The organism is Thermosediminibacter oceani DSM 16646 (assembly GCF_000144645.1).
In the GTDB taxonomy this organism is placed as follows: Bacteria; Bacillota; Thermosediminibacteria; order Thermosediminibacterales; family Thermosediminibacteraceae; genus Thermosediminibacter; species Thermosediminibacter oceani.
This window is the reverse complement of the sequence record NC_014377.1, coordinates 2030416-2046137: the sequence shown is the minus strand read 5'-3', so window position 1 is coordinate 2046137 and position 15722 is coordinate 2030416. Positions and strand designations below refer to the sequence as shown.

Genomic DNA, 15722 nt, shown 5'->3' with positions numbered 1-15722 from the left:
GTTAAGATTACAGTAAATTAATGAGATAGATATATAAGATACGGCGCCTCATAAAGAGGTGAATGTTTTGGAAAATTACCTGAAATTTATTAAAAAGGCCTGGAGAGATTTCGTAGAAAACGGAAATCTGAATCCATTTATAAAACCAATAATTGCAGAATCGTGGAAAAGATGCAAAAAATTTGGAGTAGATCCCATGGGAGGAGTTGGAAAGGTTTTAAGTAATGATTTACTAGAGCTCCGGACAAAGGAGAACGAGGAATTGATTTATATAGCCCATCCAATAATGGAAAACATTTATAGTATGGTGGCTGGTTCGGGTTTCGTAATAATTCTTGTAGATAAAGATGGTTACCTGATAGATGTCATTGGAGACGAAGAGGTTATGGAAAGGGCCGTTGAACTAAACTTCGTAAAGGGTGCGCTGTGGACGGAAAAAGCAGTTGGGACAAATGCCATAGGAACTTCTTTATTTACAGATAAACCTGTACAGGTTATAGGTGCGGAACACTACTGTATAACGCATCATTCCTGGACATGCTCTGCGGCGCCCATCCATGATGAGGATGGCAATATCATAGGATGCCTGGATATGTCGGGGAGCTGTTATAAAGCTCATTCTCATACCCTAGGTATAGTTCTGGCTGGTGCTTATTCCATAGAAAAACAGCTGGCTTTAATGAGATCGCATAAACTTATAAATGCTACTTTTGACTCAATATCCGAAGGCATGATAATAACGGATGAAAATTTACAGGTGAAAAAGGCAAATGATATGGCGGCAAATATTTTAGGTCTTGCGTTAGAGGAAATCTTAAGAGCAGATATTAAAGATTTGCTGCGGGATGTGAATCTCGTTAATGCCGTTTTAAAATCAGGGAAACCTTATTATGACATAGATTGCAATTTTTATGTGAAAAATAAAAGAATAGCGTGCAGCGTAAATGCGGTTCCTGTGATAGCTAATAAAAGAACTATAGGGATGGTCATAACCTTTAGAGAAACCAAGTATATTCACAACGTTGTGAATAGGGTAGTAGGATATAAAGCAACTTACAGATTTGAGGATATTATGACAAGGAATGAAGAGATGAAGAGGATTATAGAATCGGCGAAAAGAGCCGCACTGAGTGACTGTAATATCCTTATTGAAGGAGAGAGCGGGACGGGGAAGGAGTTGTTTGCCCAGGCAATACATAATTACAGTAAACGTGCCAAAGGGCCGTTTGTTGCAGTTAATTGCGCTTCTCTCCCAAGAGAGCTGGTTGAAAGCGAACTTTTCGGGTATGAAAAGGGAGCCTTTACAGGAGCATTGAAGGAGGGGCATCCGGGCAAATTTGAATTGGCCGATGGCGGTACGATATTCCTCGATGAGATCGGAGAGCTGCCCCTGGACCTGCAGTCTAAACTATTAAGAGTTCTGGATAATAAGAGGATTACCAGAATTGGAGGGACGCATGAAAAAAGGCTCAATGTGAGGATAATAGCTGCCACGAACAGGAACCTAAGGGAAGAGGTGGAAAGGAAAAATTTTAGAGGGGATCTTTATTACAGGCTTAATGTTATAAACATAAAACTGCCGCGCCTGGTGGACAGAAAAGAGGACATAGAATTGCTGGCCCATTATTTTATAGACAGGCTAAACCACAAAAATGCGGCTCATCCCAAGATGTTAAGCAAGGAATATATTAAAAAATTAAAAAATTACGACTGGCCAGGAAATGTAAGAGAGCTTCAGAACGCGATAGAAAGGTCGTATTATTTGTGTGAAGGTGATGTCATTACAGAAGAATATTTACCGGATAACATACTTCGAAGTGCGAAAATGGGCAAAATTAATTTAGATGCGATTCTTCCTTTTGAGACTCTAGAAAGAGAAAATGTAAAAAATGCTCTTTTAAATTGCAAAGGCAACGTGAAGAGAGCAGCTGAACTTCTTAATATAAGCAGGGCTACGATGTATCGAAAGATTAGAAAATATAATATAGACTTGAAATCCATAAAAATGAATCAAAATGAGATTTTTGATTAGGTTTATATGGTTTGGAAATCTGCATTATATTGTACAATATTATCAATAATGAGAAATTGCACTGTATCACAATTGAGACACGTGGACCTAAAGCCCGAGGAAATACGGGCTTTTTTGTTTGGCACGAACTTTGCGTATATTATATCCCAAGAAAAGAAAGCAACATATAAAAAGTTTTTAACGTGAAAAAATATGAGTATGAGAAAGGAGGTAGTTTTATAAGAAGATTTGTGATCGAATTTGGATATGGGGTTGACCTCCATGGACAGGATGTGAACAACGCAGCTAAAAAAGCTGTGAAAGATGCAATTTCTCACAGTTGCCTGTGTGGGCTTGCTGAAATTCTAAATCTTGATAATCTGGACGATGTGATCGTAGAAGTTACGGTAGCGGTATCGAGGCCCGAGGAGATTGATGAAGACGCCATAAAGGAATTATTGCCGATAGGGAAAAAGTCTGTAAAAGCGGTGGAAGGTGGAATGAGGGTTTCGGGTCTCAATCTGGCTCAATTTGGAGACATAAATGACAGTATAGAAGTTGCCGTTGCCTGTGTAACGGTTGGTATAGAATGAGGAAGGAGGGATATTTGTGGATTTAACAAAAGAATTGCTTCTGGATATGTACACCAAAATGAATAAGATCAGAAAGTTCGAGGAAAAGGTGTCGGAATTATTCGCCCGGGGAAAGATTCTCGGTTTTGTCCATTTGTACATAGGTGAGGAAGCCACGGCTGTAGGAGTTTGTGAAAATTTAACAGATAAAGACTATATAACCAGTACTCATAGAGGGCACGGACACCTGATCGCCAAGGGTGGAGACCTCAAATTTATGATGGCCGAGCTCTTCGGCAAGGCGACGGGATACTGTAAAGGCAAGGGAGGCTCAATGCATATTGCCGATGTCCAGAAAGGAATCTTAGGAGCCAATGGCATAGTAGGCGGGGGCCTGCCTATAGCCGTGGGTGCCGGACTGTCGGCAAAATTAAGACGCACCGACCAGGTGGCGGTGTGCTTCTTTGGCGATGGAGCTTCAAACGAGGGAACTTTTCATGAGGCATTAAATATGGCTTCCATATGGAAATTGCCTGTTGTGTTTGTATGTGAGAATAACCTTTATGGAATATCCATGAGGCAGGACAGGCACCAGGCAATAGCCGATATTGCGGACAGGGCGATAGCTTACGGCTTCCCCGGTGTTACTGTAGACGGCAATGATGTGCTGGCCGTATATGAAGCAGCCCGGGAAGCTGTGAAAAGGGCAAGAGAGGGTGCTGGGCCAACACTTATCGAGTGCAAGACGTACAGGTGGAGAGGTCACTTTGAAGGGGATCCGACGGTGTACAGGCCAAAGGAAGAAGTAGAAGAATGGGTGGCAAGGGATCCGATTCCCAGGCTGGCCCGGTATATATTGGATAATAATATTGTTACAGAAGAGGAATTAAAGGAAATTGAATGCAACATAATTAGAGAACTGGAAGAAGCTGTGAGGTTTGCAGAAGAGAGCCCCTACCCAGAGGAGACCTCTGCTGTAGAAGATATCTATACAGACCTTGTGGAGGAAGGGAGAATAAGATGAGACAATTAACGTATGCTGAAGCCTTAAGAGAAGCTATAAGGAATGAGATGAGAAGGGACCCGCGGGTATTCATATTGGGTGAAGATGTGGGGAAATTCGGTGGGTGCTTCGGCGTCACCCAGGGTCTTATAGATGAGTTTGGAGAGGAATTGGTAAGGGATACTCCGATATCGGAAGAGGCTATAGCCGGCGTCGCAGTAGGCGCTGCGGCAACGGGTATGAGACCGATAGCGGAGATAATGTTTATGGATTTTGTGACCGTTGCTATGGATCAGCTGGTAAACCAGGCAGCGAAGATGAGATACATGTTTGGCGGCAAAATCTCTATGCCGATGGTTATAAGACTTCCCGAAGGCGGTGGGCTGCAGGCGGCGGCTCAGCATTCGCAATGCCTGGAAGCCTGGTTAACCCATGTTCCGGGTCTGAAAGTAGTATATCCCTCGACTCCCAAAGATGCCCTGGGGTTGCTAATTTCCTCCATAAGAGATGATAATCCCGTTGCATTTATAGAGCACAAGCTCCTGTATAATTTAAAAGGAGAGGTCCCGGATGAGAATGAACCGATCCCTCTGGGAGTTGCCGATGTAAAAAGGCCCGGTAGGGATGTAACTATAGTAGCTACCGGTTTAATGGTTCACAAGGCGTTAAATGCGGCAAATGAGCTCGCCAAAGAGGGTATAGAAGCGGAAATCGTTGATCCCCGGACACTTTTCCCGTTGGACAAGGAGACGATCTTTAACTCCGTAAAGAAGACCCATAAGGTAGTTATAGTTACGGAAGAGGTTAAAAGAGGTGGATGGGGAGGAGAACTGGCTGCTCTAATTGCCGAAGAGATTTTTGATTATCTGGACGCTCAAATAGTGAGAATAGGGGCATTGAACGTGCCCATACCGTTCACCACTGTGCTTGAAAACTATGTAATACCCAATGAAATCGACATAATAAATGGGGTTAAGTCAATTTTATAGAGTAAAAAAAAGGGGGTAACTTCAGTTACCCCCTCACCTTGATGGAGGATGGCATGAGTAAAATTGGAATAATAGCAAATCCCGCCTCAGGTAAGGATATAAGAAGGTTGGTAGCTCATGCGACGATAATAGATAACAACGAAAAAGTAAATATCGTAAAAAGAATAATACTGGCATCCCAGGAGCTGGGAGTCGAGAAGATTTATATAATGGCTGATACTTTTAATATCGGTTACAAGGCGGTGAACGACCTCGTTTATTTAAAACAATTGAAAGCTAATGTGGAAATACTCGACATGCCTCTAACTGCCGGATTCAAGGATTCTATGGTTGCTACCAGTATGATGGAGGAGAAGGGCGTCGGCTGCATAGTGTCTTTGGGCGGGGACGGAACCAACAGGGCCATTGCCAAGGTTATTAAAGATACGCCACTGATTTCGATTTCAACCGGCACCAATAACGTCTATCCATCGATGATCGAGGGTACAGTGGCCGGCATAGCCGCGGCTGTTGTAGCTTCGGGACTGTTCGACAAAGCGGCTACATGCAATAAAAACAAACGGATAGAAATATATAAAGGAAGGGAATTGGTAGATATTGCCCTAATAGATGCCGTCGTTTCCAGGGAGAGCTTTGTCGGCGCAAAAGCTATATGGGACCAGGAAAGTATAACCGATATATTTGTGACCAGAGCTCATCCGGCTTCAATAGGGTTTTCTTCAATAGTGGGCTATAAGGAAATAATTGATGACGGGGATGACGTTGGGGCTCACGTGCAATTGGGGGCAGGGGGTGAAACCATCCTGGCGCCTATAGCTCCGGGGATTGTGAGAAAGATAAGCATAAAGAAATTTAACCCCTTAAAGCTGGATGAAGATTATATTTATAATGCCGAGAATCGAGGTATTATAGCCCTTGATGGTGAAAGAGAAATACCCGTCAGAGCAGGTGACTGTATTTTATTCAGGATTTCAAGGAACGGACCTTATCAAGTAGATATCAGGAGGACTTTAGAAATAGCTCAAAAATCTAATTTTTTTAGAAAGGTGTGATGGCGTATATGGCGGTTTATATAGTAATGCCAAAACTTGGTCTCACAATGAAAGAAGGAACTTTAACCAAATGGTTGAAAAAAGTTGGGGATAAAGTATCAAAAGGAGAAGAGGTGGCTGAAGTTTCCACCGAAAAGATCACCAATGTGGTTGAATCTCCTGCAGATGGGATTGTGGGAAAAATTTTGGTGAGTGAAGGCGCTGTTGTACCTGTAGCTACTCCGATCGGCATTATCCTGGCTGAAGGCGAAAAACTCCCAGTAGAAGATGAGGCTGGTCCCGCAAATACTTCTCCTTCTACCGTGGCTGTGCAGGCTGACCGGCTTGAGACACCGGCGGTGGAAAAGAATCAGGAAAAGTTTATAAAAGCTACGCCTTTAGCTAGAAAGATTGCAAAAGAAAACAATGTGGATCTCTCCCTGATTGCCGGTACCGGACCTGGTGGCAGAATTACCGAAGAAGACGTAAGGAAATACATAGAAAATAAATTGAATGTAAAGAAAGACAGCCCTGCTGTGGTTGAGGAAGACACGGGATCTGTAAAGAAAGTGCCGATGGACAATATGAGAAGGGTCATCGCCGAAAGGATGAAAAATAGCTGGAACAGCGCTCCCCATGTTACGGAGAATATTAAAGTTGATGTTACCGAACTTGTTAAGTTTAGAGAAGAACTTAATAAATTTGCTGATGAGAAATTTACCTACACCGACTTAATAGCTAAAGCATGTGTGCTTGCAATCAAAAGAAATCCCGTAATCAATTGGTCTATTGAAGGAGAGTATATAATCCAGCACGAAAAGATAAATCTCGGAATAGCAGTCGCTCTAGAAAATGGGTTAATAGTTCCGGTGATAAAGGATGCCGGGTCAAAATCCCTCACGGAGATCTCTAAGATGATAAAAGACCTGAGTGCTAGGGCCAGGGAAAACAGATTATCTCCCGAGGAAATAAAAGATGGCACGTTTACCATAACGAATCTCGGCATGTACGGTATAGATAGCTTTACACCTATTATAAATCCGCCGGAAAGCGCTATATTGGGAGTTAACACAATATACAAAGAACCTGCAGTGGTCGAAGATAGTATCTCTATAAGACAGGTTATGATGCTGAGCCTGTCCTTCGACCACAGGCTTATTGATGGCGCGACCGCTGCTAAATTCCTGATGGATCTTAAGCGCATACTAGAAAATCCTGTAATGCTAGCTTTATAGCGTGTAATGCTAGCTTTATAGCGATTTACATTATACGGGACGAGGGGGTAAAGCATGGACTATAACGTAATAGTAATAGGAGGCGGACCCGGCGGCTATACGGCAGCAATAAGAGCCAGTGAACTCGGAGCAAGGGTTGCCCTGGTAGAGGAAGATTCATTAGGGGGTACATGCCTGAACAGGGGCTGTATCCCGACTAAGGTTTATGCGCACGCCGCATCGATAATAAATGAAATAAAAAAGGCCGGGGATTTCGGTATAGCGGCCCAGTACACTATCGATGTGGATAAGCTGAGGGCGAAAAAAGAGAAGGTGGTAGAAAGGCTTGTAGGCGGCGTGGGCTACCTGATGAAAGCGCACAAGGTGGACGTCATAAAGGGCAGGGCCAAATTCCTCGACAGAAATACAATAAAGGTGGATAGGAAATACACGGCGGAAAAATTCATCATAGCTACAGGTTCCAAGACGCTAATTCCACCGGTGCCGGGTATGGGCCTTCCCGGGGTTATGACCAGTGACAGGGCCCTCGAGCTGGAAAGGGTACCGGAAAGAATCGCAATAATAGGAGCGGGGATAATAGGGCTGGAGTTTGCCAATATATATAGTTCGCTGGGAAGCCAGGTCATTATAATAGAAATGCTGCCGGAGTTGTTGCCCATGGTAGACAGGGACATAGCCGGTATATTGCAGAGCGCCCTTGAAAATAGGGGAATTGAGCTACATCTCAACAGTAGGGTTGAGAAGATAGAAGAGGGCCCGATAGTGGTGTTCACAAAAAGCGGGAATACCGAACGGTTGGAGTGCGATGCGGTACTGGTGGCGGTAGGAAGGGTAGCAAACGTGAACGGTGTTGAAGCGCTCAACCTGCGGTTGGAAGGAAAAGGAATAAAAGTGGATGACTTTATGAGAACAAATATAGACAATATATACGCCGTGGGAGATGTAACGGGAGGAATACAACTTGCCCATGTGGCAGCCTATCAGGGGATAATTGCAGCTCACAATGCCGTTGGAGAAAAAAGGAAGGCCGACATGAAAGTCGTGCCGAGCTGCGTATACACGGAACCGGAGATTGCATGGGTAGGGCTGAATGAGGCTCTTGCCAGAGAAAAATACGGGGATATTAAAGTGGGAACCTTTACCTATTCAGCTTCAGGCAGAGCACTGACTATGGGGGAGGATCACGGCTTAATAAAGATAATAGCCGAAGCAAAATACAACCAGATAGTTGGAATGGAAATTATCGGGAGGGATGCTACAGAGATAATACACGAAGGCGCGCTGGCTATAAAGGAGGAGTTTACAGCAGAGGAAATAGCAGAAACAATACATGCGCACCCGACAATATCGGAGTGTATAAAGGAAGCGTGTGAAGATATATTGGGGTTACCTATTAACAAGGTAAGTTTAAAAAAATAATCACGAATCTAATGGAAAGGGCAGCGACAAGCTGCCTTTTCCATTTCAAGCGACTCCCGCATGTATTAAATAAAGCGGGTTTTTTTGTTATAAAAAAAGCTCCATGGAGCAAGATAAAAATATGAACCATAATACATACGAACCGGGGTGAAAAAATGGACGAACTTAGGAACACTTTTGCGGGAGTAGTGAAGAAAAGCGTCGCACTTGCTGTAGCTGCCGCCGTGCTGGCCCTGGTTTTCGACAGGACCGGCAGGTGGGCCGGAGGGCTGATTTTGGGATCTTTCATTGCAATTTTAAACTTTTTTCTGCACTATATATTCCTCACAGGGCTCGCCGGTAAAAGTCCAGGAATGGCGGCCTTTATCGGTATCAGCGGCTTTACCCTGAGATTCTCATTGATCCTGAGCGCCCTTGCTTTTGCCATCTCGTTAAGTATGGAGTTGTTTATTGCGACAACACTGGGGTTAATGGTGATAAAAATCTCCATTTTGTCAAATACTATCCTGCGAGGTCGGGGAAAATGGAGTTCTTCCCAAAGGTAGTTTTTCACTGGCGCATATACAACCTTTCCGTGCCCGTCACCGAAACGGTAGTGGTGACGTGGTTTATCATGGCCATACTGATAGCTGTATCCTATTACGCCGGAAAAAGCATAGGGAAAAAATCCAGCACCTTCCAGAAACTCGCAGAGGTTTTTTACGAAATCGTGGATAAGCTCGTCGGGGAGACCATGGGCAGCGAGCGAAAGGGATTTGTCCCCTATATAGGTACACTGGCGGCCTTTCTCCTGCTGTCGAATCTGGCTGGACTTTTTACCCTCAGGCCTCCCACGGCGGATCTTTCCACAACCTTGACGCTGGCCGCCATAACCTTTGTGTTAACCCAGCAGGAGAGCATCAGGCGAAAGGGCCTTGCGGGATACCTGAAGAGCTTTTTTGAACCGCAGCCCCTGATGGCGCCGCTGAATATAATAGGAACTCTTGCCAACCCGGTTTCAATGGCGTTCAGGCTTTTCGGTAACATTCTGGGGGGGATGATTATAATCGGGCTTATATACTCGGCCGTCCCCCTGCTGGTGCCGGTGCCTCTCCACTTTTACTTTGACGTCTTCGCCGGGGTGCTTCAAGCCTTCATATTCGTTATGCTCACCATGGTATTTGTCGCGATGTCCGATTAAAATTCAGAGAGGAGGTCTCTTATGCCTGGAATTGACGGAAAGGCGCTGATACTTGCTTTTTCGGCTCTGGGAGCTGGGTTGGCAATGATAGGAGGGTTGGGAACCGGTATCGGCCAGGGAATAGCCGCCGGCAAGGCTGCCGAAGCTGTAGCGCGCCAGCCCGAAGCCCAGGGTGACATCATCAGGACGCTGCTTTTAGGCGATGCCATAGCCGAGACCAGCGCAATATATTGCCTCATAATAGCCCTCATTTTAATCTTCGCAAATCCGCTGCTTAGGCTGCTTTAAAAATACTCCAGGGGGGATTTTACCGTGCTCCTCAACCCATTTACGGTTATTCTTCAACTGATAAACGTGGCCATCCTGTTTTACTTTATGAACAGATTTTTTTTCAGGCCCGTCCGCGAATTTCTGGAAAAGAGGGATGAATCAATTAAAAGAAAGTTCGATGAGGCGGAGGAACGACTGAAGGAAGCACGGCAGCTCTACGAAAATTACAGGGAAAAGCTGGACAGGGCCGGGGAGGAAGTCCGGGCGATGGTCGAAGTGGCCCGGGAGCAGGCGAGGGCCATTAAGGAAGAGGCCGAACGGGAAGCGAAAGAAAGGTCTTCCATGCTCCTTGCCCGAGCCCGGGAGGAAATAGAGAGGGAAAAAGAAAGAGCTATTTCCGAAGTAAAGTCGAGGGTGGCCGAACTTTCGGTGATGCTGGCTGCAAAGATTATAGAGGAGCGGCTGAATCCCCAGGAACACCGTTATCTCATCAGAAGGGCTATTGAGAGAATGGGTGACGAAAAGTGGGTGCAGTAGGCAGGGTTTACGCCGGTGCCCTTTTTTCGGTGGCAAAGGAAACCGGAAAGGTGGAAGAATTTAAAGACCAGCTTTATCTTATGAGATACGCAGTCAAAAATTCTACCGCCTTTCGGGATTTTCTACATCACCCCGGGATCAAAAGGCAGGAAAAGAAAAGGGTAATCTCGGATGTCTTTTCGGGAATTCTAGCACCGGAGATGATGAACTTTTTCGGCCTGGTGATAGACGATGGCAGGCAGAACTTTCTGGATGACATCTACCGGGAGTACATGGAATTTTACCGAAGGTATAAAGATTACCGCATAGCCAGGGTGATCACCGCAGTAGAGCTTACCTCCGACGAAGAAAAGGATCTAAAGGCAACCCTCGAGAAGGTATTCGGTAAAGAGGTAGTTTTGAAAAAAGAAGTTGACCCGTCGATAATAGGCGGAATGGTCGTAAGGATAGGTTTTCAGGTAATCGACGACAGTATCAAGTCAAGGCTTGAGGAATTAAGGACAATAATAGAAGGGTAATGGATATGAGTCCGGAACTTTCTGGTAACGAAATAATATCCATAATCGAAGACAGAATCCGTGGTTACGGAAAAAAATTGAATATAGAGGAAACGGGCTACGTAGTCAGCGTCGGCGACGGAATAGCCAGGGTATACGGGCTAAAAAGGGCCATGGCGGGCGAACTGTTGGAGTTCCCCGGCGGTGTCCACGGCATAGCGATGAACCTGGAAGAAGATTCGGTGGGGTGCGTGCTGCTCGGCCCCGACTCGATGATCAAGGAGGGTGACGAAGTCCGCCTAACGGGCAGGGTAGTGGAAGTGCCCGTGGGTGAAGAACTGCTGGGGCGGGTGGTAAGCGCCCTGGGAGAGCCTATAGACGGCAAGGGACCGATAAATTCGAAAAAGAAAAGGCCCATAGAATATCCGGCGCCGGGGGTTACCGAACGCAGGCCTGTAAATACGCCGCTAATGACCGGGATCAAGGCTATCGATGCTATGATTCCGATAGGTCGCGGTCAGCGGGAGCTCATAATAGGCGACAGGCAGACCGGCAAGACCGCCATAGCATTAGACACCATATTGAACCAGAAGGGAAAAGGGGTCTTGTGCGTGTATGTGGCCATCGGCCAGAAGAGCTCTACGGTGGCTCGGATCGTCGAGAGCCTGAGGGAAAACGGGGCTATGGACTATACCATAGTTGTGGCGGCCACCGCTAGCGAATCAGCTCCCATACAGTATATTGCTCCCTTTGCAGGCTGCGCCATGGCCGAGGAATTTATGTACAACGGTAAGGACGCCCTCATAGTGTACGACGATCTTTCAAAGCATGCCATTGCTTACAGGGCCATGTCGCTGCTTTTAAGGAGGCCGCCGGGGCGGGAAGCCTTCCCTGGCGACATATTTTACCTTCACTCACGGCTGCTCGAAAGGTCCGCCTGCCTGAGTAAAAAAATGGGCGGCGGGTCCATGACAACCCTGCCCATAGTGGAGACCCAGGCCGGGGACGTTTCGGCATACATCCCTACCAACATAATTTCGATCACCGACGGGCAGATATATCTGGAGCCCGAACTTTTCCACGCCGGTGTAAGACCTGCTATCAACGCAGGGCTTTCCGTATCGAGGGTTGGGGGTGCGGCCCAGTTCAAGATTATGAAACAGGTGGCCGGCAGGGTGAGGCTGGACCTGGCCCAGTACAGGGAACTGGCTGCGTTTGCCGAGTTCGGCATGGAACTGGACAGCGAGACCCGGGCAAGGCTCGCCCGAGGAGAGCGCATCGTAGAAATTTTAAAGCAGGACCAGTATGAGCCTCAAGAGCTGGAAAGCCAGATACTTTCCCTGTACTCGGTGACCCACGGATTCCTCGACGACGTGCCAGTAGCTGATGTGAAGCGCTGGGAGAAGGAAATGCTGGAATACGCAAGATCGGCCCATCCCGAAGTCCTGCAGGAGATAAGGGAAAAAAAGGCTATGGACGACGGGCTGGAAGATAAGATCCGGGCTTTCCTTGAGGAATTTAAGAAACGATTCAGCCCCTCCGCCGGGGAATCCCGGGGGCAACTTTCCGGGAAAGATCCCATAAAAAACGATGGTGAGCGCCGGCGTAACTGACGGGAGGAGTCATCAATGGCGGGACTTAGGGAAATAAGGAGAAGGCTGGGGAGTATAAAGAATATGCGCAAAATTACTCAGGCCTTTCACCTTATCTCTTCTGCACGCCTGAAAACCGTGCAGAAAAAGCTGGAGGACTACGGAGCCCTCTACGAGAGCATGAAGGAAATCGTAGCCCGTATACCAGTTGAAGAAAAGGATGGTAAGGGTAAGCCCCTTCTGATAGTAATGGCGGGGGACAGAGGTCTTGCCGGCGGCTACAACGCGGCGGTGCTGCAGGAAGCGGAAAAAACACTTCGGAAATTCAAAGAGCCCGTCCTGGTAACCGTGGGCAGGAAGGCGGGGGATTTTTTTTCAAAGCAGGGTTTAAAGCCTGCCGTGCGTCTGGTTGACGTGGCCAAAAACTTAAGCCCCGGGTGCTTTGACGGCGTTATCGGGCTTGCACTTGACCATTACAGGCAGGGAGGCAGTGTTTTTGTCACATACACCAGGTTCAAAAACCCCTTTTCCATGAAACCTGTAACCGAGCGCCTCCTGCCTTCCGAAAAGGCAGAAGATAAGAATATCGATTTTGCCTTCGAGCCAGCACCCAGAGAGCTTATGGATTACGTCGCGGGGCTTTACCTTAAGCTGAGCCTGTACGGCCTTTACCTCCACTCATACGCCAGCGAGCTCGCCTCCAGGATGAGGGCTACGGAGACCGCCACCGAGAACGCCGATGACCTCATAGAGAAGCTTACCCTGCAGTTCCACCGGGAGAGGAAGGCCGTGATAACCAGGGAAATAACCGAGATCGTGAGCGGAGCCGAAAATTACCAGCACTAGCGGGTTAGGGGGGGAAAAGCTTTGGAAGAACAAAAGCCGCGAGAATTTTACGGAGAAATCGTATCGATCGTGGGGCCTGTGGTAGATGTGCGTTTTCCCGAAGGCGAGCTGCCCGCCATCTATACCGCTCTGGAGGTGGAGGATGAATCTTTAGGCAGGCCTCAGGAGGGCCCCAGGAACAACGACGTATCGAAACCTCTGAAGGTGGTGCTTGAGGTCATGCACCACCTGGGGGACGACACGGTGAGGGCAATAGCCATGTCCTCCACCGACGGCCTCGTGAGAGGTATGAAGGTGAAGAATACCGGCAGGCCGATAGAGGTGCCCGTGGGTGAAGGTGTACTGGGAAGGGTATTCAACGTCCTGGGCGAACCCATCGACGATATACGGGGTGTCGAGGTCAGGGAGCGTTGGCCTATTCACCGGCCGGCACCGCCTTTCGAGGAGCAGGAAACCGGCGAAGAGATCTTCGAGACCGGAATAAAGGTGCTGGACCTGCTGGCCCCGTATCCCAGAGGCGGGAAGATTGGGCTCTTTGGCGGAGCCGGCGTAGGAAAGACCGTATTGATAATGGAGCTCATAAGGAATATAGCTACCGAGCACAGGGGGTACTCAGTATTTGCAGGCGTCGGGGAAAGGACCCGGGAAGGCAACGAGCTGTGGCTGGGAATGAAGGCTTCGGGCGTTCTCGAAAAGACGGTGCTGGTCTTCGGACAGATGAACGAGCCTCCGGGAGCCAGGATGCGGGTAGCCCTGACGGCCCTCACCATGGCCGAGTACTTCAGGGATGAGCTGGGCCAGGACGTGCTGCTGTTCATCGACAACATATTCAGATACATTCAGGCGGGATCCGAGGTTTCGGCGCTTCTGGGTCGCATCCCTTCGGCAGTAGGCTATCAGCCAACGTTGGCGGTGGACGTGGGCATGCTTCAGGAGCGGATCACCTCCACCAAAAAGGGGGCCATTACCTCGGTCCAGGCGGTGTACGTGCCGGCCGATGACCTGACGGATCCGGCGCCGGCTACCGCCTTCGCCCACCTGGATGCCACCACCGTTCTTTCAAGGCAGGTGGCGGAGATGGGACTTTATCCTGCGGTAGACCCGCTGGATTCCACCTCCAGAATCCTTGACCCCAGGATTGTAGGGGAAAAACACTACGCCGTGGCCATGGGGGTCCAGAAAATCCTGCAGCGCTACAGGGAACTTCAAGACATAATAGCGATACTGGGGATGGACGAGCTCTCCGAAGAAGATAAATTGACGGTTTCCAGGGCTCGCAAAATCCAGAGGTTCCTCACCCAGCCGTTTTTCGTAGCCGAGGCGTTCACTGGGACTCCCGGCAGATACGTAAAGCTGGAGGACACGATAGAGGGTTTTGCCGGCATCATTGAGGGCAAGTACGACGACCTGCCGGAGTCTGCCTTCTACATGGTGGGGACCATAGAGGAGGCCCTGGAAAAGGCGGAAAAAATTAGGGGGAGGAAAAAGTGACCTTCCGGCTTACGGTACTGTCTCCCGAAAATTCTCTAGGGCTTGAAGTTTTAAAGCTGATTTTGCCCGGACTCGAAGGCAACTACGGCGTACTCCCCCGCCATGCCCCGGAAATCATAGCCCTCAGGGAAGGTGTGATGATGGTGGTCGGAGAGGGTTTCGAAGAATATTACACCTTGGGGCCGGGACTGGCGGAGGTGCTGCCGGAAAAAACCACTGTAATAACCGAATATTTTAAACGGGAAGTATAGGAGGAGCGATTGGGGGCAATAATCTTAATGAATACTTATGAGGAGGAGATATTTATGAAATTTATGAAAATAGCCCTCATAGGACTCATTTTTCTAACAGTCCCCGTCGTCTCCCTCAGTATGGCACAGGAAGACCTTTTGTTGGAGGCCTTTACTGCTACCGGCGCCCGTCCGGAAGCTTTCGATGTGACAGACTGGTCGGTAATTAATAGAAAATTTATGGATTTTTCAGATATGAAGCATATCGCGGAAAATGTACTCCGTATATTCGGCGCAAGTAGGAAGAATTTCACTTCAACGCAGGAATCCGACGATATGTACAGAATAATAAACCTTAAAGGTATGCTGGATGACGATACCCACCTGCAGGTAATAGTGCAGTCGGTAAAACTTCCCGAGGAATACGAAAAGGAACCGCAGACTTATCTAGTGGTAAACGTCACCGGTGGGGATGTTGAAAAAATCAAGGTCATAAAAAAGAAGGTTATGGAAGCGGTGAACTCGAGCGGCGGGCATTCAAGAATTTCCACTTGCTTTACCGGGTCATTTTATGGTAAACTTAGTCAGATAGAGCAGGAAGAGATTATCGATAAGATACGGGAAAAGCTCGATATAAAGGAATTCGAAAAGATGCAGGATCTCGAGATGCAAAGTTTCGTAGGATACAGCCCGCTCATTTCCGACGGCATTGAAATCATGGGCAAGAATTACAACGTAAATGTCGCTATGAGGTACAGCGCCGTTGACGGCAAAACCTATATCTGGATGGGGGTACCCGTTATTTCGATCGAATATTAG

Annotated in this window: 17 protein-coding genes; all 17 read left to right on the top strand. The window is 47.6% G+C overall.

Annotation, left to right across the window (positions count from 1 at the left end):
* Positions 1-67 precede the first annotated feature (67 nt).
* The 17 genes from TOCE_RS10210 (at position 68) to TOCE_RS10130 (ending at position 15722) form a co-directional block, all read left to right on the top strand.
* A complete protein-coding gene (locus tag TOCE_RS10210) occupies positions 68-2032 on the top strand; it encodes a sigma-54-dependent Fis family transcriptional regulator (RefSeq protein WP_013276768.1) in 1965 nt (654 codons plus the stop codon).
* A 182-nt stretch (positions 2033-2214) separates the two neighbouring features.
* Complete coding sequence (locus tag TOCE_RS10205; RefSeq protein ID WP_013276767.1) at positions 2215-2604, top strand: Lin0512 family protein; 390 nt, start codon at positions 2215-2217, stop codon at positions 2602-2604.
* Between the two features lie 16 nt (positions 2605-2620).
* On the top strand, positions 2621-3607 hold the full coding sequence (pdhA, locus tag TOCE_RS10200; protein WP_013276766.1) for a pyruvate dehydrogenase (acetyl-transferring) E1 component subunit alpha: 987 nt from the start codon (positions 2621-2623) through the stop codon (positions 3605-3607).
* On the top strand, positions 3604-4575 hold the full coding sequence (locus TOCE_RS10195) for an alpha-ketoacid dehydrogenase subunit beta (RefSeq protein WP_013276765.1): 972 nt from the start codon (positions 3604-3606) through the stop codon (positions 4573-4575). Before pdhA ends, TOCE_RS10195 begins: the two co-directional genes overlap by 4 nt.
* 53 nt (positions 4576-4628) lie before the next feature.
* The gene (locus TOCE_RS10190) at positions 4629-5627 is read left to right on the top strand and encodes an ATP-NAD kinase family protein (protein WP_013276764.1); all 999 of its coding nucleotides are present in this window, start codon (positions 4629-4631) and stop codon (positions 5625-5627) included.
* 8 nt (positions 5628-5635) lie between these two features.
* The gene (locus TOCE_RS10185) at positions 5636-6841 is read left to right on the top strand and encodes a dihydrolipoamide acetyltransferase family protein (protein ID WP_041424248.1); all 1206 of its coding nucleotides are present in this window, start codon (positions 5636-5638) and stop codon (positions 6839-6841) included.
* Positions 6842-6895: 54 nt separating this feature from the next.
* Positions 6896-8260, top strand: coding sequence for a dihydrolipoyl dehydrogenase (gene lpdA / locus TOCE_RS10180; RefSeq protein ID WP_013276762.1), 1365 nt, complete (start codon positions 6896-6898; stop codon positions 8258-8260).
* A 155-nt stretch (positions 8261-8415) separates the two neighbouring features.
* The gene (locus tag TOCE_RS10175; protein WP_013276761.1) at positions 8416-8805 is read left to right on the top strand and encodes a hypothetical protein; all 390 of its coding nucleotides are present in this window, start codon (positions 8416-8418) and stop codon (positions 8803-8805) included.
* A complete protein-coding gene (gene atpB, locus TOCE_RS10170; RefSeq protein ID WP_013276760.1) occupies positions 8784-9440 on the top strand; it encodes a F0F1 ATP synthase subunit A in 657 nt (218 codons plus the stop codon). Before TOCE_RS10175 ends, atpB begins: the two co-directional genes overlap by 22 nt.
* 21 nt (positions 9441-9461) lie before the next feature.
* On the top strand, positions 9462-9728 hold the full coding sequence (gene atpE, locus TOCE_RS10165) for an ATP synthase F0 subunit C (RefSeq protein ID WP_013276759.1): 267 nt from the start codon (positions 9462-9464) through the stop codon (positions 9726-9728).
* Between the two features lie 24 nt (positions 9729-9752).
* On the top strand, positions 9753-10247 hold the full coding sequence (gene atpF, locus TOCE_RS10160) for a F0F1 ATP synthase subunit B (protein ID WP_013276758.1): 495 nt from the start codon (positions 9753-9755) through the stop codon (positions 10245-10247).
* Complete coding sequence (gene atpH / locus TOCE_RS10155) at positions 10235-10765, top strand: ATP synthase F1 subunit delta (protein WP_013276757.1); 531 nt, start codon at positions 10235-10237, stop codon at positions 10763-10765. The genes atpF and atpH overlap by 13 nt, the downstream gene beginning before the upstream one ends.
* Before the next feature lie 5 nt (positions 10766-10770).
* Positions 10771-12357 (top strand): F0F1 ATP synthase subunit alpha, encoded by a 1587-nt coding sequence (gene atpA / locus TOCE_RS10150; RefSeq protein ID WP_013276756.1) that lies wholly within the window; start codon positions 10771-10773, stop codon positions 12355-12357.
* A 15-nt stretch (positions 12358-12372) separates the two neighbouring features.
* The gene (gene atpG, locus TOCE_RS10145) at positions 12373-13182 is read left to right on the top strand and encodes an ATP synthase F1 subunit gamma (RefSeq protein WP_013276755.1); all 810 of its coding nucleotides are present in this window, start codon (positions 12373-12375) and stop codon (positions 13180-13182) included.
* A gap of 21 nt (positions 13183-13203) precedes the next feature.
* A complete protein-coding gene (atpD, locus tag TOCE_RS10140; RefSeq protein WP_013276754.1) occupies positions 13204-14673 on the top strand; it encodes a F0F1 ATP synthase subunit beta in 1470 nt (489 codons plus the stop codon).
* Positions 14670-14924, top strand: coding sequence for a F0F1 ATP synthase subunit delta/epsilon (locus TOCE_RS10135; RefSeq protein WP_013276753.1), 255 nt, complete (start codon positions 14670-14672; stop codon positions 14922-14924). Before atpD ends, TOCE_RS10135 begins: the two co-directional genes overlap by 4 nt.
* A 54-nt stretch (positions 14925-14978) precedes the next feature.
* Complete coding sequence (locus TOCE_RS10130) at positions 14979-15722, top strand: YwmB family TATA-box binding protein (protein WP_041424246.1); 744 nt, start codon at positions 14979-14981, stop codon at positions 15720-15722.

Bases quoted from the DNA above. Each gene is read 5' to 3' on its own strand.
- lpdA (WP_013276762.1), top strand. From the start codon at position 6,896: ATGGACTATAACGTAATAGTAATAGGAGGCGGACCCGGCGGCTATACG.
- TOCE_RS10190 (WP_013276764.1), top strand. From the start codon at position 4,629: ATGAGTAAAATTGGAATAATAGCAAATCCCGCCTCAGGTAAGGATATA.
- atpB (WP_013276760.1), top strand. From the start codon at position 8,784: ATGGAGTTCTTCCCAAAGGTAGTTTTTCACTGGCGCATATACAACCTT.
- TOCE_RS10130 (WP_041424246.1), top strand. From the start codon at position 14,979: ATGAAATTTATGAAAATAGCCCTCATAGGACTCATTTTTCTAACAGTC.
- atpE (WP_013276759.1), top strand. From the start codon at position 9,462: ATGCCTGGAATTGACGGAAAGGCGCTGATACTTGCTTTTTCGGCTCTG.
- TOCE_RS10185 (WP_041424248.1), top strand. From the start codon at position 5,636: ATGGCGGTTTATATAGTAATGCCAAAACTTGGTCTCACAATGAAAGAA.
- TOCE_RS10195 (WP_013276765.1), top strand. From the start codon at position 3,604: ATGAGACAATTAACGTATGCTGAAGCCTTAAGAGAAGCTATAAGGAAT.
- atpA (WP_013276756.1), top strand. From the start codon at position 10,771: ATGAGTCCGGAACTTTCTGGTAACGAAATAATATCCATAATCGAAGAC.
- atpG (WP_013276755.1), top strand. From the start codon at position 12,373: ATGGCGGGACTTAGGGAAATAAGGAGAAGGCTGGGGAGTATAAAGAAT.
- TOCE_RS10175 (WP_013276761.1), top strand. From the start codon at position 8,416: ATGGACGAACTTAGGAACACTTTTGCGGGAGTAGTGAAGAAAAGCGTC.